This is a genomic window from Comamonas piscis (assembly GCF_014109725.1).
Lineage (GTDB): Bacteria > Pseudomonadota > Gammaproteobacteria > Burkholderiales > Burkholderiaceae_C > Comamonas > Comamonas piscis.
On the sequence record NZ_CP058554.1, the window covers coordinates 1,164,257 to 1,187,830 of the forward strand.

A 23,574-nucleotide genomic window follows, 5' to 3' on the forward strand; every position below is an offset into this window, starting at 1 on the left:
AGCCGGGCACCCGCAGTTATGGCTGCAGGCGCTCAGTTGGTCTTGATCTTGATCGTGTTGATCAGAAACTGAAACTTGCGACCTTCCTGCGAGACAAAGTGCGACAGCTCCTTGAGGCGCATGTCTTCAGGCGCAATGCCCATCTTCAGGTACTCGGCCTTGAAGCGCGGGTCGGTCAGCGCGCCCTGGAAGGCGAAGGCGTACTTTTGCGCTTCCTGGTCGGGCAGGCTGGCAGGCGCAAACACGCCAAACCAGGTGGAGACATCAAAGCCTGGCACCGACTCGTTCACCGGCGGCACCTGGGGCAGGGCCACATTGCGGTCTGAGGTGGTCACCGCCAGCGGCAGCAGCTCGCCAGACTTGATCAGCGGCAGGGCCGAGGCCAGGTTGTCAAACACCACATCGATCTCACCGCTCAGCAGCGCCTTTTGGGCGGGGGCTGCACCGGCGTAAGGCACGCTGGGCATCTGCAGATTGGCCAGCGACTTGAGCATCTCGCCCGAGATGTGGCCGATACTGCCGTTGCCGCCCGAGCCCATCTTCAAGGTGCCAGGGTGGCCCTTGATGTAGGCCACCATCTCCGAGGTGGTCTTGATGCCCAGCTGCTCGGCGCGGCTCTTCTTCATCACCAGCACGTTGGGTACGCGTGCCACCAGGATCAACGGCTTGAAGTCCTTCTGTGCGTCGTACTGCGGGGGCGTGCCCAGGTAGGGCAGGACGGCATGCGTGGCCACCGCACCCATCAGCACCATGTTCTCTTGGGGTTTGGCCTGGGCCACCAGGGTGGCACCGGTGGCGCCACCGGCGCCGGGCTTGTTGGCCACCGTGATGGCGCCCAGTTGCTTTTCAGCGCCCTGGGCCAGCAGGTGGGCCGAGGTGTCCAGCGGGCCACCTGCGGGGTAGGGCACTACAAAGGTCAGGGGTTGGCTGGCGTTCTGCGCGCTGGCAGCCAACATGAAACCAGACAGGGCGGCGGCGAGGAAGACGGAGCGTTTCACAATTGTTTCCAGATTGATAAATCGCTCCGGAGTATAGAGAGGCCGCATGGCAAATTGAGGAAGATCAACGCTGCGGCCCTTCAATTTTTCCTATAACACCCCGCGGCGCATCTGATCGAGCTCAATGCTTTCGAACAGCGCCTTGAAGTTGCCATTGCCAAAACCGTCATCGCCCTTGCGCTGGATGAACTCGAAGAAGATGGGGCCAAGCTGGTTCTCGCTGAAGATCTGCAGCAGCAGTTTCTGGCCCGTGCCATCGATCAGGATCTTGCGCTTTTTCAGTTCGGCCACGTCCTCGCCGTGGTCGGGCAGGCGCTTGTCGACCAGCTCGTAGTAGGTGTCGATGGTGTCGAGCAGCTTGACGCCGCCGGCGCGCAGCTGGTCCACCGTTTCATAGAGGTTGTCCGAGCCCATCGCGATGTGCTGGATGCCTTCGCCGTTGTACATGTCCAGGTATTCCTGGATCTGGCCGGCTTTTTCCTTGCCCTCTTCATTGATGGGGATGCGGATCTTGCCGCAGGGGCTGGTCATGGCCTTGCTCTTGACGCCGGTGACCTGGCCTTCGATGTCGAAGTACTTGACCTCGCGGAAGTTGAACAGACGCTCATAGAAGTCTGCCCATTCGTCCATGCGGCCCCGGTGTACGTTGTGGGTCAGGTGGTCGATATAGGTCAGGCCATGGCCGTGCGGGTTCAGGGCCTCTTGGGCGCTGATGCCGGGCAGGGGCTCAAAGTCCACATCGAAGAAGCCGATGTTGCCGATATCGCCGGCTTGCGCGCCGTTCTTGCCGCGCCAGCGGTCCACCAGATAAATCAGGCTGTCGCCGATGCCCTTGATGGCGGGGATGTTCAGCTCGCCCGGGCCGGCCTGGCCAGCATAGCCCCAGGCGCCCAGGCCCAGTGCGCGCTCGTAGGCAGCCTTGGCATCTTGCACGCGGAAGGCAATGGCGCAGACGCTGGGCCCGTGCAGGCGGGCAAAGCGCTGGGCAAAGCTGTCGGGCTCGGCGTTGATGATGAAGTTGATACCGCCTTGGCGGTACAGGGTGACATGCTTGTGGCGGTGGCGGGCCACGGGCTTGAAGCCCATGGACTCGAAGACCTTGCCCATGGCGACCGGATCGGGTGCGGCGTATTCGATGAACTCGAAACCGTCGGTGCCCATGGGGTTGTCCCAGGTCGTGAACTCTATGGTTTGGTGGGGGATGGCGGCTGTCATCGCAGGTCTCCTGTGGATCGTCTCTGGTGTCGCCAGCATGGGCTGGCTGCTTTGGATCCACTGTACCGGTCTTGGCGCGCAGCATTTTGGCGATTTATCACGCCTTGCTGGCTAGTAAAGCTTGATTTATGTGTTTATGTCAAAAACTGAGCAGTAAAATTGCGCCATCCTGTTGTGTTGCGCTGTTGCAGTGCAGCAAATGCCATTCGGAACCTCTGCCATGACTACCTCTGCCTACCCTCTGGACAAACTCGACCGTGCTATTTTGCAGCGCCTGCAGCACAACGGCCGCGAGACCTACGACGTCGTCGGCGAGCAGGTGGGCTTGTCGTCCAGCGCGGTGCTGCGCCGGGTAAAGCGGCTCGAAGAGGTCGGCGTCATCGAGCGTTATGTGGCTCTGGTCAAGCCTGAGGCGGTGGGCCTGTCGATGACGGCCTACCTGAATGTGCGGCTGGAGAAGTTCACCGAGGCGAGCAAGCGCAATCCGCTGGACCTCTTCCGCGCCAGCGTGCAAAGCTGGCCCGAGGTGGTGGAATGCGTGGCTCTGACCGGCGATATGGACTACCTGCTGCGCGTGGTCGTCGCCGACATGGCGCACTACAGCCGCTTTGTGATGGACACCTTGCTGCGCCACCCTGCCGTGCAGGATTGCAAGACCAGCTTTGTGCTGGACCGTGTGAAGCTCACCACAGCATTGCCGGTGTTGCCCGGGGTTTAAGCTGCATCCGATGTTGCGCCAGCGCAAATCGCGCTGCTCTTACGCGCTCGGCCAATGGCACCGAAAACTGCATGCCCAAGTGCCCACTTCCAGCGCAAAGCCGCATGGTTGCGGGCTCTGAATACCCCTTGTTAGCCCGGGGTAAGCCATAGGCACGAAATATGCTGCGTCGCAGCATGATTGATAATGCACGGGTTAACCCGTATATTTACCCCATGATCACGACTAAAGAATGGTTCCCTTCATCCGTTGCCAACGGCATGATGGCGTTTTTCCCCTTCTTTGGCCGCATGGGTGACAGCAAGAACCCCCAAGACGGCAAGAAGCCCCGACCTTCTGCCTCTATGGTTCCTATCCGCGCCCTCAGTGAGCGTCACCGCCCGCGCATCCTTGCCCACCTGCTGGACCTGGACGCGCAAGACCGCTATCTGCGCTTTGGCTACCAGGCCAATGATGCGCAGATCGAGCGCTATGTGGACAGCCTGAACTTTGAGCGCGACGAGATCTTTGGCATCTACAACCGCCACCTCAAGCTGATCGCGATGGCCCATGTGGCCTATGCACCGCCCTCGTCCAACATGGGCAGCTGTGCCGAGTTTGGCGTGTCCGTGCTCAAAATGGGGCGTGGCAAGGGCCTGGGCAGCCGTTTGTTTGAGCGTGCAGCGATGGATGCGCGCACCAAAGGTGTGCAGATGCTGTTCATCCACGCGCTGTCCGAGAACACCGCGATGCTGAAGATTGCCCGCAAGGCCGGTGCTTCGGTGGAGCGCGATGGCTCGGAGTCCGAAGCTTACTTGAAGCTGCCGCCCGCTGGTTTTGACACCCGCATGGCCGACCTGGTCGAGGACCAGATGGGCGAGATGGACTACCTGTTCAAAAGGCAGGCGCGGCAGTTCTGGGATTTTCTGTCCACCGTGCAGGAAGTGCGGCGCGATGTGCAGCAGGGCCGCCACAAATCGGGCCAGTGAACGGCGGATGTGAGGCAGAGCGCTGCTGAAGAATTCAGCAGCGATTTCGGAGGAAATCCGCAATCCGTTATCCTGATTGCTTGTTCCACTACCGCACGTCCTGCATTCCAAGACAGTGTCAGACCCCCATCCCTCGCGCTTCCCCGACAAGGAAGACAAACGCAGCTTTTTTCAAAAGGTTGCCGAACTGATTCACCCGGCCCCAGACTCTGCGGACGAGTTGATCGAAACCCTGGCGGAAGCCGAAAGCAACGATGTCATCAACGCCGACTCCCGCGTGATGCTGGAGCGGGTCATCCGCATGGAAGACATGACCGCAGGCGATGTGATGGTGGCCGCACCACGCATGGACCTGGTCGACATCGAAGCCGACTACGAGTCGGTGCTGCATACCGTCATCAACACCGCCCATTCGCGATTCCCGGTGTTCCAGGGTGAGCAGGAAAACATCATTGGCATCTTGATGGCCAAGGATTTGCTCAAGCTCCAACGCTCCCCCCAACTCAATCTGCGTGCGCTCCTGCGCCCGGCGGTATTTGTGCCCGAGAGCAAGGGCCTCAACGACCTGCTGCGCGAGTTCCGTGGCAACCGCAACCACCTGGCCATCGTCATCGATGAGTTCGGTCGCGTGGCTGGCCTGGTCACGATTGAGGATGTGCTCGAGCAGATCGTCGGCGAGATCGAGGACGAGTTCGATTTGCCTGAAGACGAAGGCGACATCTTTGCGCTGGCCGATGACACCTTCCGCATCTCGGGCGATACGCCGGTGGAGCGGGTGGCCGAAGAGTTCAACGTGGTGCTGGAGAGCAGCGACCCCGATGAGAGCTTTGAGACCATTGGCGGCCTGATAGCCCACGAGCTGGGCCATGTGCCCAAGCGCGGCGCCCACATCATGCTGGGTGGCCTGCACTTTGAGGTGCTGCTGACCAAGGGCGGAGCGGTGCGCTGGTTCCGAGTGCAGCGGGCGGCACCGGTGTCGGACCCGGCGGCAGACGCCTGACGGCGGCCGGGTCAGCGGACGGCTGGCCTGCCCCCTGATAGCCCAATGGCAGCGAATCCAAGATTCGCTGCCATTTTTTATGGGCGTTGGCCATGCGCAACCGGCGTTTGGCCTTGCGGGCCAGAGTGCTGGCCAGCCTCCCTAAAATGCTGCTCCATGCCCACCTCCCCACAAGCCCCCACCCCGGCGCCTGCCGCTACCAGTGCAACCACCGCACACCAGCCCGTCTGGCCGGCGATTGTCGCCCCGTATGCCGAGCCCCAGGACCATTGGATTGAACAGCTGGGCCGCCGCCGCAATGATGACTTTGCCTGGCTGAAGTACATCCCCGAGTCGGGCACGCGCACGATGGACAACCTGCCCGAGCCCTTGGGCAGCCTGCTGCAGGCCGAGCGCGACTATGCGGCGCAGATGCTGGCGCCATTGGCCCCCTCGGCACAGCGCTTTTACGAGGCGATGGCCGCCCATGTCTGCAGCACCGAGCTGGCGCCGCCCGCCGCTCTGCAAGGCTGGGCCTATAGCAGCCAAGCTGGGGCAGGCGGCCAACGTGTGTTTGTGCGCAGCCATTCGGATGGCCGGGTGCAGACCCTGGTCGACGAGGCCGTGCAATCCGAGGGTCATGTCTACTACCGCGCGACCGACCACCAGGCCAGCCCGGATGACCGTTACTACGCTTGGGCCGAAGACCTGATCGGCAATGACCGCCACCGCATCTGCGTGCTCGATACCCAGACCGGTGAAACCCAGGTGCTGGTGGCCGAGGATGCGTTTGGCTATGGCGGGCTGACGTTTTCGCCGTCGTCGCAGGACCTGTTCTGGATCTGGCGCGATGCGCACAGCCGGCCCTCGCGCCTCTACCGCAGCGCGCTGCAGGGCGGCGAGCCGGTGCTGGTACACGAGGAAACGGACCCCGCGCTGTTTATGCGCGTGGTGCGCACGGCGGCCAATGGTTTTGTGGTGCTGAGCCTGTTCGGGCCGGACACCAGCGAGGTCCACCTGATTGCCGCCGGCCAGGAACATGCCCCGGCCCGGCTGCTGCGCCCGCGCGAGCGCGGCATCCGCTACGAGGTCAATGAATGGAATGGCAACCTGGTGGCGCTGACCAATGCCGGTGGCGCCACCGACCGTCAGATTCTGCGGCTCGACCCCGAGCACCTGCAGCCCCAGCAAACCCTGGCCGCCCACCGCCTGGGCGTGCCCATCATCAAGATGCAGCCCTTTGCCAGCACCTTGGTGCGGCTGGAGCGGGTCGACGGCCTGCACCAGCTGGTGCTGCTGCAGCGTGATGGGACGGAGACGACGATCCGATTTGACGAGCCCGCGTACACGCTGGATTTGCTGCCCGGCCAGCACTGGGATGCCAGCCATGTGCGCGTGAAGCACCAGACGCCGGCCCAGCCGCCGCGCTGGCTGGACATCCGCCTGGCAGACGGCCAGATGACCGAGATGGGCCGCGAAACCTGGAGCGGGCTGGACACCGCGAACTACCGCATCGAGCGGCTGCAGGCGCGCGCCGTTGATGGCGAGTGGGTGCCGCTGACGGTGCTCTCGCGCAAGGATATCGATGCCAGCCAGCCCCAGCCGCTGCTGCTGACCGGCTATGGCGCCTACGGCATTGCGCACGAGGCCTCGTTCTCGCTGCCGGCCCTCGCCTGGGTCGATGCCGGCTACCGCTATGCGATTGCCCATGTGCGCGGCGGCTCGGAAAAAGGCCATGGCTGGTACCAGGGCGGCTGCCGAGAGCACAAGCGCAACTCGATGACCGACTTCATCGCCTGCGCCCAGCATTTGCAGCAGCTGGGCTACACCACGCCACAGCAGACGGTGGCGCAGGGCATATCAGCCGGTGGCCTGCTGGTGAGTGGTGCGATGAACATGCAGCCCGCGCAATGGGCCGGCGTGATTGCGCAGGTGCCCTTTGTGGACATGCTCAACACCATGAGCGATGCCGACCACCCGCTGGTGCCGCTGCTGCGCCCGGACTGGGGAGACCCGCTGGCCGACCCGGTGGCCTACGACTACATCGCCGCGTTGTCGCCGTATGAGAACGTGCGCGAGGCGGCCTACCCACCGCTGCTGTGTACCGCTGGCTTGAAGGACGACCGCGTGCCGTACTGGGAGCCCGCCAAGCTGATGGCCAATGTGCGCCGCCGCTCCACCAGTGCAGCGCCTGCCTTGATGCTGCTGAACCCGGACAGCGGCCACCAGGAAAGCGACCAGCAGGAGAGTGTGTTGGGCCAGGCGGCGCGCTTGTGGGCCTTTGCCCAGCACTGCGCAACGGCCGGCAAGCCGCCCGCCGCTTAGATCGCCTGACCCGCCTGGGGCCGGCTGCGCTGAAACAGCCCCCAGGCGCACCAGGCCGACACCAGCAGCGCTGGCACGGCTGTGACCGTGATGGCGCTGAGCAGGTGGCCCTGCACCACCCAGGTGGAGACAAAGCCCGCCAGCAGCGGGCCTAGCGCGCTGAACACCGACACCACAAAGCTCCACAGCGCAAAGATGCGGGCGCGCAGCGCGGCGGGCGCCAAATCCTGCAGCATGGTGGGCACCAGCGCATTGGCAGTGCAGGTGATGAAGAGGAAGAGCGCCACCACCACAAAGGCCTGTGGCAGCGAGGCGGTAGAGAACAGCATCAGCACGGCCGGGACGGCCAGCAGCGCGCAGATACCCATGATCAGCGGGCGCACTGCCTGGCCCAGGCGCCTGGCCAGCCAACGGTCCAGCCAGGCGACGACCGGCAGGCAGCCCAGGGTGCTAACCAGCAAGATCGGCCCCATTACCTCGCCAATATGGGCGGGCGTGGCCTCAAAGCGCCGCTCCAGCGCCAGGGCGATCAGCTGGTTGAGGCCTTGCACGCCAATCATCAGACTGCCGGCGATGCCGACAAACAGGCCAATCGGCTGCCAGCGCGCGCGCAGAAACTGGCGCAGGGTGGCGCCGCTGGCACCATCGCTACTGGCGATGTGGCGGGGCGGATCGGCGGTGAAAAAACCTGCCAGCAGCAGCGGCAGGCCGGCCACCGACAGCAGCATAAAGGCCTTGCGCCAGGGATCCAGATCACCCGGGATCAGCGCGACAGCCGTGCTCTGGATGGCACCGGCAAAATAAAAGCCGGCGCTGGCACCGCTGGAGACGAGAGCCGCAAAGCCCAGGTTGGCCAGCACGCGGTGGCGCTGGGGGGCCAGGTCGGGGATCATCGAGTAGACCAGCGGCACCATCGCAAACTCGGTGATGCCGGCGGCCGAGCGACCCAGAAAGAAGAGGGGGAAGTTGGGTGCCAGCGCGCTCAGCACCATCATCGCGGTGGAGGCGGCAATCAGGCAGAGCAGCACGCGCTTGCGCGAGAAACGGTCGGCAAACCGGGCCAGCGGAATGGCAAGCGCACTGCCCACCAGCACGCCGGCCAGGCCCTGCAGCGCGCCAATGGCGGCATCGCTGATCGCAAAGCTCTTCTGGATGGCGGACAGCGAGATGGCCTGCAGGCCGTAGTCGCTCATCTGCACCCCGGCGGTGAGGCCCAGAAACACGACCGTCAACAAAGCGCGAACGGACCACTGAGCGGGTCCGGTGTCGGCGGCAGAGAGGTTGGCACTGCCGGAAGAAGTCGTCATGGAGAAAAAGGCAAAGAAGGAGCCACATCCAGTGCCACGGGCGCTGCCCGCAGCACTGGCACTAAGCGTTTAATCTTAGTTGCTTATTTCCACTGGTACTGCAGTTGCACATCGACGGTGCGGCCACCGCCGTAGTAGCAGTAAAAGTCACAGCCGCTGACATAGGTCTTGTCGGTCAGGTTGCGGGCATTGAGTTGCAGCGCCCATTCGCGGCTCAGGTCGTAGCGCACCATCAGGTCCAGCAAGGTGTAGCCGGAGATGCGCTTGCCGGGGCTGTAGCGCTGGTCTTCGGTCTGGCCGTTGTAGCGGGCACCGGCGGCGACGGTCAGCTTCTGGCTGTTGGCCAAGCTCAGGCTGTGGCTCAGCCACAAGCTGACCTGGTTGTCCGGAATCAGCGGCGTGCGCACCGTCTGGCTGGTGGTGATGTCCTGCTTGGAGTTGTTGTGCGTGTAGGCCGCCTTGATGGCAGTGGCCGCGCCCAGCTTGAAGTCTCCTTGCAGCTCCACGCCCTTGTTGGTGCGCTTGCCCGATTGCGACTGGATGTTGGAGGCGTCCGAGATCAGCGCGTTCTTTTCCTTCACGTCAAAGTAGGCGAGGGTCAGGGTGCCGTTGAGCCAGGAAGGCTCCATCTTCAGACCGATTTCGCTTTGCTTGCCTTCGTAGGGCTTGTAGGCCATGCCTGTGCTGTCCACACCGGCGATGGGCTTGAAGGATTCGGAGTAGCTGATGTAGGGCGACACACCGAAGTCGGTGATGTACATGGCGCCCAGGTTGACGCTGTTCTTGCTCACGTCGTAGGCGGCGTCGGAACCGCTGACCGAGCCGGTGTTCTTGGCGCTGTCATGGCGGATGCCGGCGTTGAAGTTCCAGTGGCTGCCCACGCGCAGCTGGGTGGAGGCATAGGCGCCCCACTGCTTGGAATGCAGGCCATAAGGCGTGCCGCTGATGTCGAAAGGCGCGCCATAGACAGGGTTGAACATGTCCAGACCCGGCACAAAGCCAAAGCCGTTGTTCATGCCGTCGGTGTCGGACTTGAGGTAGTCGATACCGAAGGTGGGCAGCAGCTGGATGCTGTCGGACAGCTTGAGCTTGCCGGTGATGCGGTTGTCCAGGTAATGGCTCTTGGAGGTGCCATCGGTGTAGGTGTAGCCGCGCGACAGCGTACGGTCGCCGTCCGAGCCATAGGCAAAGGTGTTGACCTGGTCCAGATCGAGGTGGGTGTACTTGTAGTTCTGTGTGAACTTCCAGTCGCTGTTGATCTGGTGGCTCAGCAGCCAGCCCAGGCTGGACTGGGTGCGCTTGAGGTGGTCCACACCGGGCTCGCCTGCGTTGAGGCGGCGGTCAATACGGCCGTAGGGCGTGTCGATGATGGTGCCGTAGGCGGGCAGGAAGCCGTTGGTGGGGCGGCCATCTTCGCGCTGCACGCTGCCCAGCAAGGTCAGCGAGGTTTGGGGGGTGAACTCCATCGTGACGCTGGGCGCCAGGTAGTAGCTCTTCATATTGGTTTCGCGCTGCTGGCCGTCTTCGCGGCGCGCCTGCGCCACAAAGCGGTAGTACACGGTGCCATCGGCATTGGCGATGTCGTTGTAGTCGATGCCGGCGCCAAAGCGCTTTTGGTTGCCCACTTCGGTGTTCAGCTGCAGCGCGCGCTCCTTCTTGGGGCGCTTGGTCACCAGGTTGACGATACCGCCGGACTCGGATGCGCCAAAGACCAGCGAATTGGCGCCTTTGACGACTTCGACCGTTTCCACACCAAAGATTTCGGGCTTCCAGACAAAGTAGCCGTTGGGCGAGGTGGGGGTGCCATCCAGCGACACCGAGGCGTCAAAGCCACGGATCTTGAACCACTCGACCTTGTTGTCCGCGCCAAAGGGCTCGCTGACCACGCCGGCCTGGTACTGCAGGGCCTGGTCCAGCTTGCGGGCACCCAGGGCGTCGATCTGGTCCTTTTGCAGCACGGCGCTGGAGTTGGGCGCGTAGAAGTCCAGGCTTTGCAGGTCGTTGACCGAGCCGATCACCGTCACGGTCTCCAACGTGGTGCTGGGTGCGTCGGCCTTGGCGTTGGCTGTCGCGGTGTCGGTGGTATCGGCGGTTTGTGCCAGCGCTGGGGCCGCAAAGCCGATAGCGCCAATGGCCAGCAGAACGGCGTGGACCACCGGGGTGTAGCGTGCGTATTGCATGGTGTTGGGGAGGAAGAGGGGAAGAAAGTGAGTGACGGGTAACTAGTTTGTAATTTTATATTGCAACCGATAATTATTCTCAGATGCATTCTCTTGTGTAGCAAATTAGCTGCATTTGGTAATTTCTATCGGGCGTTGCCGGGCGCCGCTGCGCGCTGCCGTTCAGCCCCTGCGCGGCAGTCCGCTACAGAGGGGGATCGCGTATAGTGCGCTCCAGCGGCCGCGCCTCTGGAGCGCGCGGTGGTGTCCCCCCTGCCAACCCTGATTGACCTGTGCCCGCTTCCTATTCTTATTCACCCTTTGAGTCACCGCGCCGCTTTCCCTGGCTGTGGTTTTGTATGGCGATCCTGGCCGGGGTCTTGCAAGCCTGGTCGCTCGCCTGGCCTTGGCATACGGATGGCTTTCCAGGCCACTACGGCCAGCCGCTGTGGTGGCTGCAGCTGCTGTCACTGGCGGTGCTGCCTGCGGCGCTGATGCGCGTGCAGCGCGCCTGGCATGGCGTGCTGATCGGCTGGGGTTTTGCCTGCGCCTGGCTCTGCGCCACTTTCTGGTGGCTGTTTATCTCCATGCACACCTACGGTGGCCTGCCGGCGCCTTTGGCGGTGCTGGCCGTGTTTGCGCTGGCCGCCTTTTTGGCGCTGTACTACGCCGTCGTCTGTGGCCTGTTTGTGGCCTGGCGGGGTGAGCGCCTGTCGGCCGCGATGCTGCTGTTTGCGGCACTGTGGCTGCTGGCCGAGCTGGCTCGTGGCCAGTGGTGGACCGGCTTCCCCTGGGGCGCCGGCGGTTATGCCCATGTTGATGGCCCCCTGGCCGGCTTGGCGCCCTGGATTGGCGTCTACGGCATTGGCGCCGTCGCATCGGCGATGGCCATGTGGCTGGCGGGCTTGCGGGCGGTGCATGCAAGGCATGCGTCGGGCTATGTGGCCCTGGCGGTGCTGGTGGGTGTCGTGTGGCTGGCGCAAGGCCTGCCCCAGGCGGCGGTGGCAGCAGCGCCCAATCAACCGGTATCCGTTGCGCTGCTGCAAGGCAATATCTCACAGGGCGAGAAGTTCCAGGCCAGCTCGGGCATCCCGATGGCTCTGGCCTGGTATGCCCAGCAGTTGCAGCAAAGCCAGGCCGACATGGTGATTGCGCCGGAAACGGCCATCCCAGTGCTGCTGCAGCAAGCGCCGCATGGCTACTGGCAGGAATTGCAGCAGCGCTTTGCCAGCGGCAAGCAAGCGGCCTTGGTGGGCGTGCCGTTGGGTGATTTTGAGCAGGGCTACACCAATTCGATGGTGGGCTTGGTGCCTGGCAGTGCCGAGCCTTACCGCTACGACAAGCACCACCTGGTGCCCTTTGGCGAGTTCATTCCGCCGATGTTCCGCTGGTTTACCGATTTGATGCAGATCCCGCTGGGCGATTTCAACCGGGGCGGCATGAACCAGCCCTCATTGGCCTGGGCCGGTGAGCGCTGGGCGCCCAATATCTGCTATGAGGATTTGTTTGGTGAAGAGCTGGCGAGCCGCTTTGTCGATGGCGCACAATCGCCGACGATCATGGTCAATGCCAGCAATATCGCCTGGTTTGGCGATTCGATTGCCATTGACCAGCATTTGCAGATCAGCCGCATGCGTACCCTGGAGTTGGCGCGGCCCATGCTGCGTGCCACCAACACCGGCGCGACGGCGGTGATCGGCCGTGATGGGGTCGTGCAACAGATTCTGCCGCACCAAAGCCGTGCGGTGCTGCAAGCGCAGGTCCAGGGCGTGGACGCTACCCCCACCTGGTTTGCCCAGTGGGCTGGTCGCTGGGGGCTTTGGCCGCTGTGGGGTCTGGGTTTGCTGGTGGTGTTGGCGGGCTGGATGGGCCGGCGGCGCTGAACGAAGGGCCCCGTGCCCGTTTCTGAAGATGCCGTCTTAAGCAGGTTGGTTGCAGGGAGATAGCGTCGGCGGATGTGCCGCTTGCACGACAAAGGCCCTTGCAGAGCCCCACTGGAGGCAAATGTAATTGCTGTTAAAAAGCGCAGAGCCTCGGCGTTTGGTGGACAAAGCACAGCGCACTTCACGGCTTTGTCTCGCACGTTCGGGCCCAGAAGCGGGATAATGCGTACCTGCAGGTAGTGGTGCCCGGCACCATCAGAGAAATGCGGCGGAGTGACCGCCACCAGAAGTTGGACTGACAATGGCTGAATCTTTTTCCTATGAACAACTGATCGCCTCCGGCGAGGGCAAGTTGTTTACCCCTGAAAGTGGCCGCTTGCCACTGCCGCCCATGCTGATGTTTGACCGCATCACCGAGATTGATGAGAACGGCGGCTCGCACGGACTGGGAAAGATTGTGGCCGAGCTGGATGTGAACCCCGATCTGTGGTTCTTCAAGTGCCACTTCCAGGGCGATCCGGTGATGCCTGGCTGCCTGGGCCTGGACGCCATGTGGCAGCTGATCGGCTTTTACCTGACCTGGCTGCGCTTGCCAGGTCGCGGCCGCGCCCTGGGTGCCGGTGAGGTCAAGTTCACTGGCGAAGTCGGTCCCGACGTGAAGCTGGTAACCTACGAAATCGACATCAAGCGCGTGATCAAGCGCAAACTGAACATGGCCATTGGCGATGCACGACTGCTCGCTGACGGCAAGGAAATCTATGTCGCCAATGACCTGCGTGTGGGGTTGTTCCTGCGCGAGGGCGACGGCAAGGAAAACGCAGCATGAAGCGTCGGGTGGTTATTACAGGGGCCGGCATCGTCTCCTGTATCGGTGTAGGGTTGGAGGCCGTGGAGACTTCGCTGCGCGAAGGCCGCTCCGGGATCGACCATATGCCGGTGTTCAAGGAAATGGGCCTGCGCAGCCAGGTCGCTGGCATTCCGCGCATCAATGTGGAAGACTTCATTGACCGCAAGCAACTGCGCTTTATGGGCGATGCTGCGGCTTACGCCCAGATCTCGCTGCAGCAAGCGATTGCCCAGGCCGGCCTGTCGCCCGAACAAATCAGCCACCCGCGTACCGGATTGATCATGGGTTCAGGCGGCGGCTCGCCCGCCCACCAGATCGAGGCCGCTGACACCCTGCGTGACAAGGGCATTCGCCGCGTCGGCCCTTACCAGGTCACGCGCTGCATGGGCTCGACGGTGTCGGCCAACCTGGCGACCAATTTCAAGATCAAGGGCATCAACTACTCGATCACCTCCGCCTGCTCGACCTCGGCACACTGTGTGGGTGCAGCCGCCCAGCAGATCTCCTGGGGTATGCAGGATGTGATGTTTGCCGGCGGCGGCGAAGAGCTGTCCTGGGGCCTGGCCATCTTGTTTGATGGCATGGGTGCGATGTCCAGCAAGTACAACGACGACCCGACCAAGGCATCACGCCCCTATGACACCGACCGCGATGGTTTTGTCATCGCTGGCGGCGGCGGCGCGCTGGTGCTCGAAAGCCTGGAGCATGCCCAGGCCCGTGGCGCCACCATCTTGGGCGAGATCGTCGGTTTTGGCATCTCGTCGGATGGCGAAGACATGGTCGCTCCATCGGGCGAGGGTGCGGCGGCTGCCATGGCCCAGGCCATTGAAGGCCTGCCCATCCCCATCGACTACATCAACACCCATGGCACCTCCACCCCGGTGGGCGATGTGCCCGAGCTGCACGCTATCCGCAAGGTGTTTGGCGACCGCATCCCGCCGTTCTCGTCGACCAAGTCGCTGACCGGCCATTCGCAGGGCGCGACGGGTGTGCAGGAAGCCATCTACAGCCTGATCATGCTGATGAAGGGCTTTATCGCAGGGTCGGCCAATGTGGAGCATCCGGATCCGGCCGTCGGCGATATGCCCTTGGTGACCAAGGCGCGTGTGGCCGATTTGAAGCAGGTGCTGTCCAACAGCTTTGGCTTTGGCGGCACCAATGCCTGCCTGGTGCTCAAGCGCTGGGAAGCGGCTTGATCGGCAGCGGCCATTGATCCCCTGACAAAGCGCCTTCGGGCGCTTTTCTTTTGCCTCTCGGGTGTGGATAGTCTGCTATCAAAATGAGATCGGTGATCGCCAGCAGGCGGGGTGCCAGCGCAGCCCATCGTTGCTAGATGGGGCTGCGTCACCCTGATGGGCCCTGGCGCGCTCGGCTATCCCGGCCCATGGCCCTGCTGAAAGCACTAAAATCAAATGTTTTTGACCGCTTTGCTGGTGCTGACTGGCAGCAAGGCATGCATGCAGTCCGATCTTGTTGCTGTGCGGCCCCTTGCGGGCAATGGCAGCAGGCTGCGTCCACCACCAGACTCTCCATGTTGAATTTCCAACAAATCATTTTGAAGCTGCAGCAGTACTGGGCCGACCAGGGCTGCGCGCTATTGCAACCTTATGACATGGAGGTGGGTGCAGGTACCTCGCACACCGCCACCTTCTTGCGCGCCATTGGCCCCGAGCCCTGGAAAGCCGCCTATGTGCAGCCCAGCCGCCGCCCCAAGGATGGCCGCTACGGCGAGAATCCCAACCGCCTGCAGCACTACTACCAGTTCCAAGTGGTGCTCAAGCCCGCGCCGGCCAACATCCTCGATCTGTACCTGGGCTCGCTCACGGCACTGGGTTTTGACCTGAAGAAGAACGACATCCGCTTTGTCGAAGACGACTGGGAAAACCCGACCCTGGGCGCCTGGGGCCTGGGTTGGGAAGTCTGGCTGAACGGCATGGAAGTGACGCAGTTCACGTATTTCCAGCAAGTGGGCGGTATCGATTGCAAGCCCGCGACCGGCGAGATCACCTATGGCCTGGAGCGCCTGGCCATGTACCTGCAAGGCGTGGACAATGTCTACAACCTGCAGTGGACCGATGGCCTGACCTATGGCGATGTGTACCACCAAAACGAGGTGGAGCAGTCCACCTACAACTTCGAGCATTCCGATGCGGAGTTTCTGTTCCATGCCTTTGGCGCGCATGAAAAGCAGGCCAAGCTGCTGATGGAGCAACAGCTGGCACTGCCCGCCTATGAGCAGGTGCTCAAGGCCGGCCACACCTTCAATATGCTCGATGCGCGTGGCGCCATCAGCGTGACCGAGCGGGCCGCCTACATCGGCCGCATCCGCAACCTCGCGCGCGCCGTGGCCCAAAGCTACTACGACAGCCGCGAGCGCCTGGGCTTCCCGATGGCGCCGCGTGACTGGGTCGCGCAGATCCCGCCCAAGGCTGCGGCCTAAACCGCCCCGCCGCGCAGTCCATGCCCACGATCTTTACGCATGTCGCCGTACCGGTTGCCGCAGCGCTGGCGCTGGGCAGCCGCCGTGTGCCGCCCAGCATGCTGCTGGTGGGTGCACTGGCCGCGATTGCGCCTGATTTTGATGGCATTCCCTACCAGTTTGGCAGCGCCGGCAGCGGCATCTGGGCCCACCGTGGCATCACCCACACGGCTTTGTTTGCGCTCTTGATGGGCTTGATCGGCCTGTGGCTGGCGCGCTGGTGGAAGGTGCCGCGCCTAGCCGGCTTTGCCTGGGTGTTTTTCTGCACTCTGTCACACCCCTTGCTGGACATGATGACCAGCGGCGGCAGCGGCATTGCCTTGTGGTGGCCCTTGAGCACCGAACGTTTTTTCAGCCCTTGGCGACCGATTGCGGTATCGCCGATTGCGGCAGACCGCTTTTTCTCGCAGCGCGGTGTGCAGGTCCTGGTCAGTGAACTCTACAACGTATGGTTCCCGCTGCTGACCCTGGGCCTGTCCATCTTCGCGCTGCGCCATACCCGGAAATCCTGATGACTTCCTCTCCCCATCTTCTGGTTGAACTGTTTGTAGAAGAGCTGCCTCCCAAGGCGCTCAAAAAGCTGGGCGATGCCTTTGCCCAGGTGCTGCTGCAGCAGTTGCGCGCGCAAGGCCTGGCAGGCAATGACTCGCAGCTGACGGCCTATGCCTCGCCGCGCCGCCTGGCCGCACTGATCAGCGATGTGCTGCCCCGCGCCGCCGACAAGCAGGTGTCGCAAAAGCTGATGCCGGTGGCCGTCGGCCTGTCGGCAGACGGCCAGCCCACGCCAGCGCTGCTCAAGAAGCTCGCAGCACTGGGTGCCGATGCATCGGTGGTGCCGCAGCTCAAACGCGCCCAGGACGGCAAGGCCGAAGCGCTGTTCTACGACAGCACCGCTGCAGGCGTCAGCCTGGCCGAGGGCCTGCAAAAGGCGCTGACCGAGAGCATCGCCAAGCTGCCGATCCCCAAAGTGATGACCTACCAGCTGGAGACCAACTGCGAGTTGCCCGGCTGGAGCAGCGTGCAGTTTGTGCGCCCGGCCCATGGCCTGGTGGCGCTGCATGGCGCCGAGGTGCTGCTGTCCATCGAGGCGCTGGGCCTCAAGGCCGGCAACACCACGCATGGCCACCGTTTTGAAGCGCTGGTTGATCCCTTGCTGATCACCGATGCCGACAGCTATGCCAAGACCTTGGCCGAGCAGGGCGCCGTGATTGCCAACTTTGACGAGCGCAAGGCCGAGATCGTGCGCCAGCTGCAGGCAGCCGCCGAGCGCGTCGGCGGCGGTGTCAAGCCGATCGACGACGAAGCCCTGCTGGACGAAGTGACCGCCCTGGTCGAACGCCCCCATGTGCTGGTCTGCGCCTTTGAGAAAGAGTTTCTCGATGTGCCGCAAGAGTGCCTGATCCTGACGATGAAGGCCAACCAGAAGTACTTCCCGCTGCTGGCCGCCGATGGCGCGCTGACCAACCAGTTCCTGGTGGTGAGCAACATCAGCCCGGCCGACGCATCGGCGGTGACCGGCGGCAACGAGCGCGTGGTGCGCCCACGTCTGGCCGATGCCAAGTTCTTCTTTGACCAGGACCGCAAGAAAACCCTGGCCTCGCGCGTCGAAGCGCTGGACAAGGTGGTGTACCACAACAAGCTGGGCACCCAGGGTGAGCGCGTACAGCGCGTGCGCGCCATTGCCAAGAGCATTGCCCAGCAGCTAGGTGCCACCCAGCTGGGCAAGCAGGTGGACCAAGCCGCGATGCTGGCCAAGACCGACCTGATCACCGACATGGTGGGCGAATTCCCTGAGCTGCAGGGCACGATGGGCCGCTACTACGCGCTCAACGACCAGCTCGACACCGCAGTGGCCGATGCCATCGAAGACCACTACAAGCCACGCTTTGCCGGCGATGTGCTGCCCCGTGGCGAAGTGGGCGTGATCGTCGCGCTGGCTGACAAGCTCGAAACCCTGGTCGGCATGTTCGGCATCGGCAACCTGCCCACCGGCGACCGCGACCCCTTCGCACTGCGCCGCCATGCGCTGGGCGTCATCCGCATGCTGGTCGAAAAAGACCTGCCACTGGACCTGGACACCTTACTGGTCAGCACCTTGCCCGCTTTTGGCGACAAGATTGAAGATGCCAGCGCCGCGCTGTCCGATTTCATCTATGACCGCCTGGCTGGCAGCCTGCGTGAGCAGGGCTTTGGCGCCCAGGAAGTGGATGCCGTGCTGGCCTACCGCCCGCAGCGCCTGGCCGATGTGCAAAAGCGCCTGGAAGCCGTGCGTGCCTTTGCCGCACTGCCCGAGGCACCGGCACTGGCCGCTGCCAACAAGCGCGTGGGCAATATCCTGAAGAAGGCCGATGGCCCGGTGCGCGCCCACGTGGACGCAGCCCTGTTGCAAGAGCAAGCCGAGAAGGACCTGTTTGCCGCGCTGCAAACCGTCGCCCCCAAGGCCAATGCCCAGTTTGCCGAAGGCGATTACACCGCCAGCCTGCAAACCCTGGCTGCGCTGCGCACCCCCGTCGATGCCTTCTTTGAGCATGTGATGGTGAATGCCGAAGACCCGGCGCTCAAGGCCAACCGCCTGGGCCTGCTGGCGACTTTGCATGACGCCATGAACCGCATCGCCGATCTGTCGCGCCTGGTCGCTGCCTGATAAGCTGGATGGCCGCTGCCCGCCAGGGCTGCGTGCCCTGGCCTGTGTTCTGAGGGAGCCTGTGATGAAACTTGCGATTCTCGAGCGTGACGGTATTGTCGGCCAGCCGGTGCTGGGCCAACTGAGCGGCCACCAGGACTGGCAAACCATGCCCGATGCCGCCATCAGCATCGCCCGGCTGAATCTCTCGGGCTGGCATGTGGTGCTGGTGGCCAACCAACCCGGTCTGGGCCGGGGGTTGTACGACTGCGCAGCGCTGAACGACTACCACCGCCAGATGTACAAGGAGCTGGCCACCGTCGGCGCCAAGGTCGATGCGGTGTTTTTCTGCCCCCATCCGCCCGATGACCACTGCGACTGCCTGGACGCCCAGGCCACGCTGCTGCGCCAGATTCTGGACCGCTTCAACATGGAAGCCGGCAAGGTCGCAGTGATTGCCCGCAGCCCTGGCTTGCTGCAGGCCGCTGCCAGTTTGGGCGCGCGGCTGCACTGGGTCTCTGTGCCCGGTGGGCCGGATGTCGAGGCTGCTGCCTGCCCATCCGACCAGGCCCAGCAGCATGCGAGCATGCTGCAGTGTACGGAGCACTTGCTGCAGGCGCTGGCCAGCCGGCCACCGCCAGCCTGAGTAGGCGACTTTCGCCAACCCATGAACGAAGCCCCGCATGCGGGGCTTTTGCTTGGCTGGCCGCGCAGCGCTTAGCTACGCATCGCGCGCGACTGGCTGTGTACCGCTTCCACCAAGGCCGCCACATGCTCGGGCGGGGTGAACTGGCTGATGCCATGGCCCAGGTTGAAGATATGCGTGGGGCCGGGGCGGCTGGTGTCGGTGTGGGGTGTGCCAAAGCTCTCCAGCACATGGCGCACCTGCTCGGCAATGCGCTCGGGCGGCGCAAACAGCACATTGGGGTCGATATTGCCTTGCAGCGCCTTGCCGGGGCCGCCAGCTTCGCCGCCGACAATGGCACGGGCCTTGCCGAGGTTGGCGGTCCAATCGAGGCCCAGCACCTCGCAGTCCAGATCGCGCATCTCGGGCAGCCAGATGCCGCCGCCCTTGGTGAACACGATGCGGGGCACGTCCGTGCCATCCACGCCGGTGCGCTTGAGTTGGCTCAGCACGCGCTTGGTGTAGGCCAGGCTGAACTGCTGGAAGGCGCCATCGGCCAGCACACCGCCCCAGCTGTCAAAAATCATCACGGCCTGCGCGCCGGCATCGATCTGGGCATTGAGGTAGACGGCCACGCTGTCGGCATTCACCTCCAGGATGCGGTGCATCAGATCGGGGCGGCTGTACATCAGCGACTTGACCTGGCGGTAGTCGTCGCTGCCCTTGCCTTCGACCATGTAGCAGGCCAGGGTCCAGGGGCTGCCGGAGAAACCGATCAGCGGCACGCGGCCATTCAGTGCACGGCGGATGCTGGTCACGGCATCGAAGACATAGCGCAGCTTGTCCATGTCCGGCACGGCCAACGCCTGCACGGCGGCTTCGTCGCGCACCACCTTGGCAAAACGCGGGCCTTCGCCTTCGGCAAAGGACAGGCCCAGGCCCATCGCATCGGGCACCGTCAGGATGTCGCTGAAGAGGATGGCGGCGTCGAGCGCAAAGCGCTCCAGCGGCTGCAAGGTCACCTCGGTGGCGTAGTCCACATTCGTCGCCAGCCCCATAAAGCTCCCAGCGCGTGCGCGCGTGGCCTTGTACTCGGGCAGGTAGCGGCCGGCTTGGCGCATCAGCCACAGCGGCGTGTACTCGGTGGCTTGGCGGCGGCAGGCGCGCAAGAAGGTGTCGTTGGTCAGCGGTGCAAATGTCGTGCTCATGGGCAAGGATTGTCGCGCAGTTGCCGATGCCTGGGCATGGATGCTGGTTTGCCGGGCTGGGGTATGGATCAAAGACGGCGGAAATTACCCCAAATGGTTCTGGCGGTGGCCCGACTGGCGCGGCGGAAAGGCGGCGTCGCTGTCGTCCTCTTGCGCCGCCAGGTTGGCCTGCTGCTGCAGGCTGTGCAGGCTCTGGTCCAAATTCTCCAGCGCATCGGCGTCGAGCGCGGCCACCAGATCGGTGTTGATGCGCCGCACCTGGGGCAGCAGCGCATCATGCAGGCGCTGGCCAGCGGGGCTCAGCTGCAGCGCGGCGCGGCGGCGGTTGCTGGATTCGGTGGATTTGTGCAGCAGCCCCTTGGCCTGCATCGACGCAATGGCGCGCGAGATGCGGGCGCGGTCGAGTTCGAGCAGATCGGCCAGCTGCGAGGGCTGCAGGCCCGGCTGGCGCGCCAACCACATCAGCACGCCCCATTCGCGCCGGGTGATGCCGTAGTGGCGCTCGCACAGCCGCGTGACCAGTCGGCCCGCCGACGCGGTGAGCTTGGCCAGGCGGTAAAGCAGTAGGTTGCTGGGTTGCTGCGGATCGGCAAGGGGGTTGGGCGGCACTGCGGGTAAATCCGGGCGATGGTTGATTAGAACAATTGTGCCCTGGTTTTCTACAGTGCAGGCATGCTGCGCTGGCGCTTGGGCCGAAGCTGAAAAAGCTTATGCCTTTGGGCTAGATCAAACGCGGCACCATAGAGGGCATCGGCCGCCCATGCGGCCCCTGTTCATAAGCATCGGAGACATTCCCCATGGTTCAACGTCGTCATTTTCTCGGCCAGTCCGCAGCCATGGCTGCCTCGGTGCTGGCCACCACCTCATCGATGTGGGCCTTGCCCGCGCAGGCCCAGGATGGCGTGCTGCGCATCATCGTCGGTTACCCGCCAGGGGGCGCCACTGACCGGGTCGCGCGCATCGTGGCCGACAAGCTGCAGGCCAGCCTGGGCAGCACGGTGATCGTCGACAACAAGGTAGGCGCTGGCGGCCGCGTGGCCGCGCAGTTTGTGAAAAATGCCCCCGCCAACCAGCCCCTGCTGATGCTGGCCAACCCCGCTGTGATGGTGGTGGCGCCGCTGGTGGTGAACAACCTGGGATACGACCCAGAGCAGGATTTTGTGCCGGTCAGCGAAGTCAACCGCTATGTGTTCGGCGTGGCGGTGTCCAGCGCCGTGCCGGTCAAGGAAATGCAGCATCTGCTGGCCTGGCTCAAGGCCAACCCGGCCAAGGCCAATATTGGCGTGCCCGCCACCGGCAGCCTGCCGCACTTTTTCGCGTTGATGCTGGGCAAGCAAGCCGGTGTTGAAGCCGAGGCGGTGGGCTACAAGGGCTCGGCCCCGTTGCTCACCGATCTGATGGGAGGCCAGGTGCCGGTGGCCGTCGATACGCTCGACACCCTGGTGCAGCAGCACCAGGCGGGCAAGCTGCGCCTGCTGGCCGTCAGTGGCGATGCGCGCAATGCCGCCGTGCCCGATGTGCCGACCTTGAAGGAGGCGGGTGTCAACCTGTCTGCCGCTGGCTGGAACACTTTCTTCGCGCCCCAGTCCATGCCTGCCGCCCAGGTGCAGCGCTATGCCGCCGCCATCCACAAGGTGATGCAGGACCCGGAAGTGCACAAGCAGTTCGCCACCAACTACCTGGACCCGGTGGCCAGCACCTCCGAGCAGACCGCCAAGGCGCTGCAGGCCTACAAAAAGCAGTGGGCGCCGGTGATCCAGGCCTCGGGCTACAAGCCCTGATTCGTTTTCCCTTGTACTGCCAGACGCAGGCCGCGCAGCGATTGGGCGCCGGCCTGCCATGACTGTGAGCGAGACCCCGTGTTGAAACGACCGAACATCATCTTTATCGTGGCCGATGACCTGGGCTACGCCGATCTGGGCTGCTATGGCGGCCGCAACGCCAGCTTTGGGGCCGTGTCGCCGCACATCGATGCGCTGGCGGACGGGGGGCTCAAGCTGACGCAGGGCTACTCCAACTCGCCGGTCTGCTCGCCGACACGCTTTGCGCTGATGACGGCGCGCTACCAGTACCGCCTGCGTGGCGCTGCCGAGGAGCCGATCCGCACCGCCACACGCGGCAACCCGGACCTGGGCCTGCCGCCCAGCCACCCCACCTTGCCATCGCTGCTGCGCGATGCGGGCTACCGCACGGCCTTGATGGGCAAGTGGCACCTGGGCTACCCGCCGCATTTCAGCCCGCTGCAATCGGGTTATGAAGAGTTCTTTGGGCCCATGTCGGGCGGCGTGGACTATTTCAGCCACTGCGGTGCCAACGGCCAACATGACCTCTGGTTTGGCGAGGCCGAGCATTCGCAGCCCGGCTACCTGACCGACCTGATCAGCGACTATGCAGTGGATTACATCGACCGCATGGCGGCCGGCGCGCAGCAAGAGACGCCCTTCTTTTTGAGCCTGCACTACACCGCGCCGCACTGGCCCTGGGAGACGCGGGATGACGAGACGCTGTCGCGCGAGCTGGTCGAGAACAAACAAGCCATCTACCACCTGCATGGCGGCAATATCGAGAGCTACCAGCGCATGATCCACCACATGGACGAGGGTATTGGCCGCCTGGTGGCGCGCTTGCAGGCGCATGGGCTGGCAGAAGATACCTTGATCGTCTTCACCAGCGACAACGGCGGCGAGCGCTTCTCGGACAACTGGCCGCTGGTGGGCGGCAAGATGGACCTGACCGAGGGCGGCATCCGCGTGCCCTGGGTAGCCCACTGGCCGCGCGTGATTGCGCCGGCGGGCGAGAGCCGCCAAACCTGCATGACGATGGACTGGAGCGCGACTATGCTGGAGATTGGCGGTGCCCAGCCTGCTGCTGATTACCCTTTGGATGGGAAGTCGCTGCTGCCGCTGCTGCAGGATGTGGCCTGGCAAGACGACCAGCCCCTGTTCTGGCGCATGAATCACCGGGGCCAGCGTGCGATGCGCGATGGCGACTGGAAATACCTGCGGGTCGATGGCGTGGACTATCTGTTCAACCTGCGCGCCGACGAGCGCGAGCGCGCCAACATGGCGGCGGTGTTGCCCGAGCGGCTGCAAGCCATGGTGGCAGCCTGGGAAGCCTGGAACGCGAGCATGCCGCCAATACCGGGGGATGCGACCGTCAGCCTGTGCTACACCAACGCCGACATGCCCCAGCGTTAAGGAACCTCTGCAAAACTCCCTGCCGTGGTCTGAACGCGGTCTC

19 protein-coding genes are annotated in these 23,574 nt (G+C 63.7%); 13 read left to right on the plus strand and 6 right to left on the minus strand.

Annotated elements, in window-relative coordinates; genetic code table 11:
• Positions 1-32 precede the first annotated feature (32 nt).
• Together HS961_RS05265 and hppD are read right to left on the minus strand one after the other, a co-directional pair.
• Positions 33-998, minus strand: coding sequence for a tripartite tricarboxylate transporter substrate binding protein (locus HS961_RS05265; protein WP_327012014.1), 966 nt, complete (start codon positions 996-998; stop codon positions 33-35).
• Positions 999-1,088: 90 nt separating this feature from the next.
• The gene (hppD, locus tag HS961_RS05270; RefSeq protein WP_182326706.1) at positions 1,089-2,213 is read right to left on the minus strand and encodes a 4-hydroxyphenylpyruvate dioxygenase; all 1,125 of its coding nucleotides are present in this window, start codon (positions 2,211-2,213) and stop codon (positions 1,089-1,091) included.
• A 220-nt stretch (positions 2,214-2,433) separates the two neighbouring features.
• Here hppD and HS961_RS05275 point away from each other — a divergent pair, with 220 nt between their 5' ends.
• The 4 genes from HS961_RS05275 to HS961_RS05290 all read left to right on the plus strand — a co-directional run bounded on the left by HS961_RS05275 (position 2,434) and on the right by HS961_RS05290 (position 7,203).
• Positions 2,434-2,931: an Lrp/AsnC family transcriptional regulator gene (locus HS961_RS05275; RefSeq protein ID WP_021028762.1), complete on the plus strand. Its 498-nt coding sequence runs from the start codon at positions 2,434-2,436 to the stop codon at positions 2,929-2,931.
• A gap of 215 nt (positions 2,932-3,146) precedes the next feature.
• Entirely contained in the window at positions 3,147-3,899 is a 753-nt protein-coding gene (locus HS961_RS05280; RefSeq protein ID WP_182326707.1) for a GNAT family N-acetyltransferase, read from the plus strand.
• 115 nt (positions 3,900-4,014) lie between these two features.
• A complete protein-coding gene (locus HS961_RS05285; RefSeq protein WP_182326708.1) occupies positions 4,015-4,899 on the plus strand; it encodes an HlyC/CorC family transporter in 885 nt (294 codons plus the stop codon).
• A gap of 156 nt (positions 4,900-5,055) precedes the next feature.
• Entirely contained in the window at positions 5,056-7,203 is a 2,148-nt protein-coding gene (locus HS961_RS05290; RefSeq protein ID WP_182326709.1) for a prolyl oligopeptidase family serine peptidase, read from the plus strand.
• Here the strand turns inward: HS961_RS05290 and HS961_RS05295 are convergent.
• Positions 7,200-8,510: an MFS transporter gene (locus tag HS961_RS05295; RefSeq protein ID WP_182326710.1), complete on the minus strand. Its 1,311-nt coding sequence runs from the start codon at positions 8,508-8,510 to the stop codon at positions 7,200-7,202. The two genes, HS961_RS05290 and HS961_RS05295, sit on opposite strands and share 4 nt — an antisense overlap.
• An 83-nt stretch (positions 8,511-8,593) precedes the next feature.
• Positions 8,594-10,690 (minus strand): TonB-dependent siderophore receptor, encoded by a 2,097-nt coding sequence (locus tag HS961_RS05300; protein WP_238347800.1) that lies wholly within the window; start codon positions 10,688-10,690, stop codon positions 8,594-8,596.
• 338 nt (positions 10,691-11,028) lie between these two features.
• On the opposite strand from HS961_RS05300, the gene lnt reads away from it, so the two are divergent.
• The 7 genes from lnt (at position 11,029) to HS961_RS05335 (ending at position 19,147) form a co-directional block, all read left to right on the plus strand.
• On the plus strand, positions 11,029-12,552 hold the full coding sequence (gene lnt / locus HS961_RS05305; protein ID WP_182326711.1) for an apolipoprotein N-acyltransferase: 1,524 nt from the start codon (positions 11,029-11,031) through the stop codon (positions 12,550-12,552).
• Between the two features lie 301 nt (positions 12,553-12,853).
• On the plus strand, positions 12,854-13,378 hold the full coding sequence (fabA, locus tag HS961_RS05310; RefSeq protein ID WP_116926625.1) for a bifunctional 3-hydroxydecanoyl-ACP dehydratase/trans-2-decenoyl-ACP isomerase: 525 nt from the start codon (positions 12,854-12,856) through the stop codon (positions 13,376-13,378).
• Positions 13,375-14,595, plus strand: a complete 1,221-nt coding sequence (gene fabB / locus HS961_RS05315) for a beta-ketoacyl-ACP synthase I (protein WP_182326712.1) — start codon at positions 13,375-13,377, stop codon at positions 14,593-14,595. Before fabA ends, fabB begins: the two co-directional genes overlap by 4 nt.
• Positions 14,596-14,930: 335 nt before the next feature.
• Positions 14,931-15,839 (plus strand): glycine--tRNA ligase subunit alpha, encoded by a 909-nt coding sequence (gene glyQ, locus HS961_RS05320; RefSeq protein WP_182326713.1) that lies wholly within the window; start codon positions 14,931-14,933, stop codon positions 15,837-15,839.
• Positions 15,840-15,859: 20 nt separating this feature from the next.
• A complete protein-coding gene (locus HS961_RS05325; RefSeq protein WP_182326714.1) occupies positions 15,860-16,390 on the plus strand; it encodes a metal-dependent hydrolase in 531 nt (176 codons plus the stop codon).
• Positions 16,390-18,522 carry a glycine--tRNA ligase subunit beta gene (gene glyS / locus HS961_RS05330; protein ID WP_182326715.1) on the plus strand — a complete coding sequence of 711 codons (2,133 nt, stop codon included), beginning with the start codon at positions 16,390-16,392 and terminating at the stop codon, positions 18,520-18,522. Before HS961_RS05325 ends, glyS begins: the two co-directional genes overlap by 1 nt.
• Before the next feature lie 64 nt (positions 18,523-18,586).
• A complete protein-coding gene (locus tag HS961_RS05335) occupies positions 18,587-19,147 on the plus strand; it encodes a histidinol phosphate phosphatase (protein ID WP_182326716.1) in 561 nt (186 codons plus the stop codon).
• Between the two features lie 71 nt (positions 19,148-19,218).
• Here the strand turns inward: HS961_RS05335 and hemE are convergent, their stop codons facing one another.
• Positions 19,219-20,334, minus strand: a complete 1,116-nt coding sequence (gene hemE / locus HS961_RS05340; protein ID WP_182326717.1) for a uroporphyrinogen decarboxylase — start codon at positions 20,332-20,334, stop codon at positions 19,219-19,221.
• Between the two features lie 84 nt (positions 20,335-20,418).
• A complete protein-coding gene (locus HS961_RS05345; protein ID WP_238347801.1) occupies positions 20,419-20,943 on the minus strand; it encodes a MarR family winged helix-turn-helix transcriptional regulator in 525 nt (174 codons plus the stop codon).
• 188 nt (positions 20,944-21,131) lie between these two features.
• Here HS961_RS05345 and HS961_RS05350 point away from each other — a divergent pair, with 188 nt between their 5' ends.
• On the plus strand, positions 21,132-22,115 hold the full coding sequence (locus HS961_RS05350; RefSeq protein WP_182326718.1) for a Bug family tripartite tricarboxylate transporter substrate binding protein: 984 nt from the start codon (positions 21,132-21,134) through the stop codon (positions 22,113-22,115).
• 78 nt (positions 22,116-22,193) lie between these two features.
• Positions 22,194-23,531, plus strand: coding sequence for a sulfatase (locus HS961_RS05355; protein ID WP_182326719.1), 1,338 nt, complete (start codon positions 22,194-22,196; stop codon positions 23,529-23,531).
• Positions 23,532-23,574: the final 43 nt, after the last annotated feature.

Coding starts and splice junctions, on each gene's coding strand:
- HS961_RS05350 (WP_182326718.1), top strand. CDS start 21,132: ATGGTTCAACGTCGTCATTTTCTCGGCCAGTCCGCAGCCATGGCTGCC.
- HS961_RS05300 (WP_238347800.1), bottom strand. CDS start 10,690: ATGCAATACGCACGCTACACCCCGGTGGTCCACGCCGTTCTGCTGGCC.
- hppD (WP_182326706.1), bottom strand. CDS start 2,213: ATGACAGCCGCCATCCCCCACCAAACCATAGAGTTCACGACCTGGGAC.
- hemE (WP_182326717.1), bottom strand. CDS start 20,334: ATGAGCACGACATTTGCACCGCTGACCAACGACACCTTCTTGCGCGCC.
- glyS (WP_182326715.1), top strand. CDS start 16,390: ATGACTTCCTCTCCCCATCTTCTGGTTGAACTGTTTGTAGAAGAGCTG.
- lnt (WP_182326711.1), top strand. CDS start 11,029: ATGGCGATCCTGGCCGGGGTCTTGCAAGCCTGGTCGCTCGCCTGGCCT.
- HS961_RS05275 (WP_021028762.1), top strand. CDS start 2,434: ATGACTACCTCTGCCTACCCTCTGGACAAACTCGACCGTGCTATTTTG.
- fabB (WP_182326712.1), top strand. CDS start 13,375: ATGAAGCGTCGGGTGGTTATTACAGGGGCCGGCATCGTCTCCTGTATC.
- HS961_RS05335 (WP_182326716.1), top strand. CDS start 18,587: ATGAAACTTGCGATTCTCGAGCGTGACGGTATTGTCGGCCAGCCGGTG.
- fabA (WP_116926625.1), top strand. CDS start 12,854: ATGGCTGAATCTTTTTCCTATGAACAACTGATCGCCTCCGGCGAGGGC.
- HS961_RS05295 (WP_182326710.1), bottom strand. CDS start 8,510: ATGACGACTTCTTCCGGCAGTGCCAACCTCTCTGCCGCCGACACCGGA.
- HS961_RS05280 (WP_182326707.1), top strand. CDS start 3,147: ATGATCACGACTAAAGAATGGTTCCCTTCATCCGTTGCCAACGGCATG.
- HS961_RS05290 (WP_182326709.1), top strand. CDS start 5,056: ATGCCCACCTCCCCACAAGCCCCCACCCCGGCGCCTGCCGCTACCAGT.
- glyQ (WP_182326713.1), top strand. CDS start 14,931: ATGTTGAATTTCCAACAAATCATTTTGAAGCTGCAGCAGTACTGGGCC.
- HS961_RS05325 (WP_182326714.1), top strand. CDS start 15,860: ATGCCCACGATCTTTACGCATGTCGCCGTACCGGTTGCCGCAGCGCTG.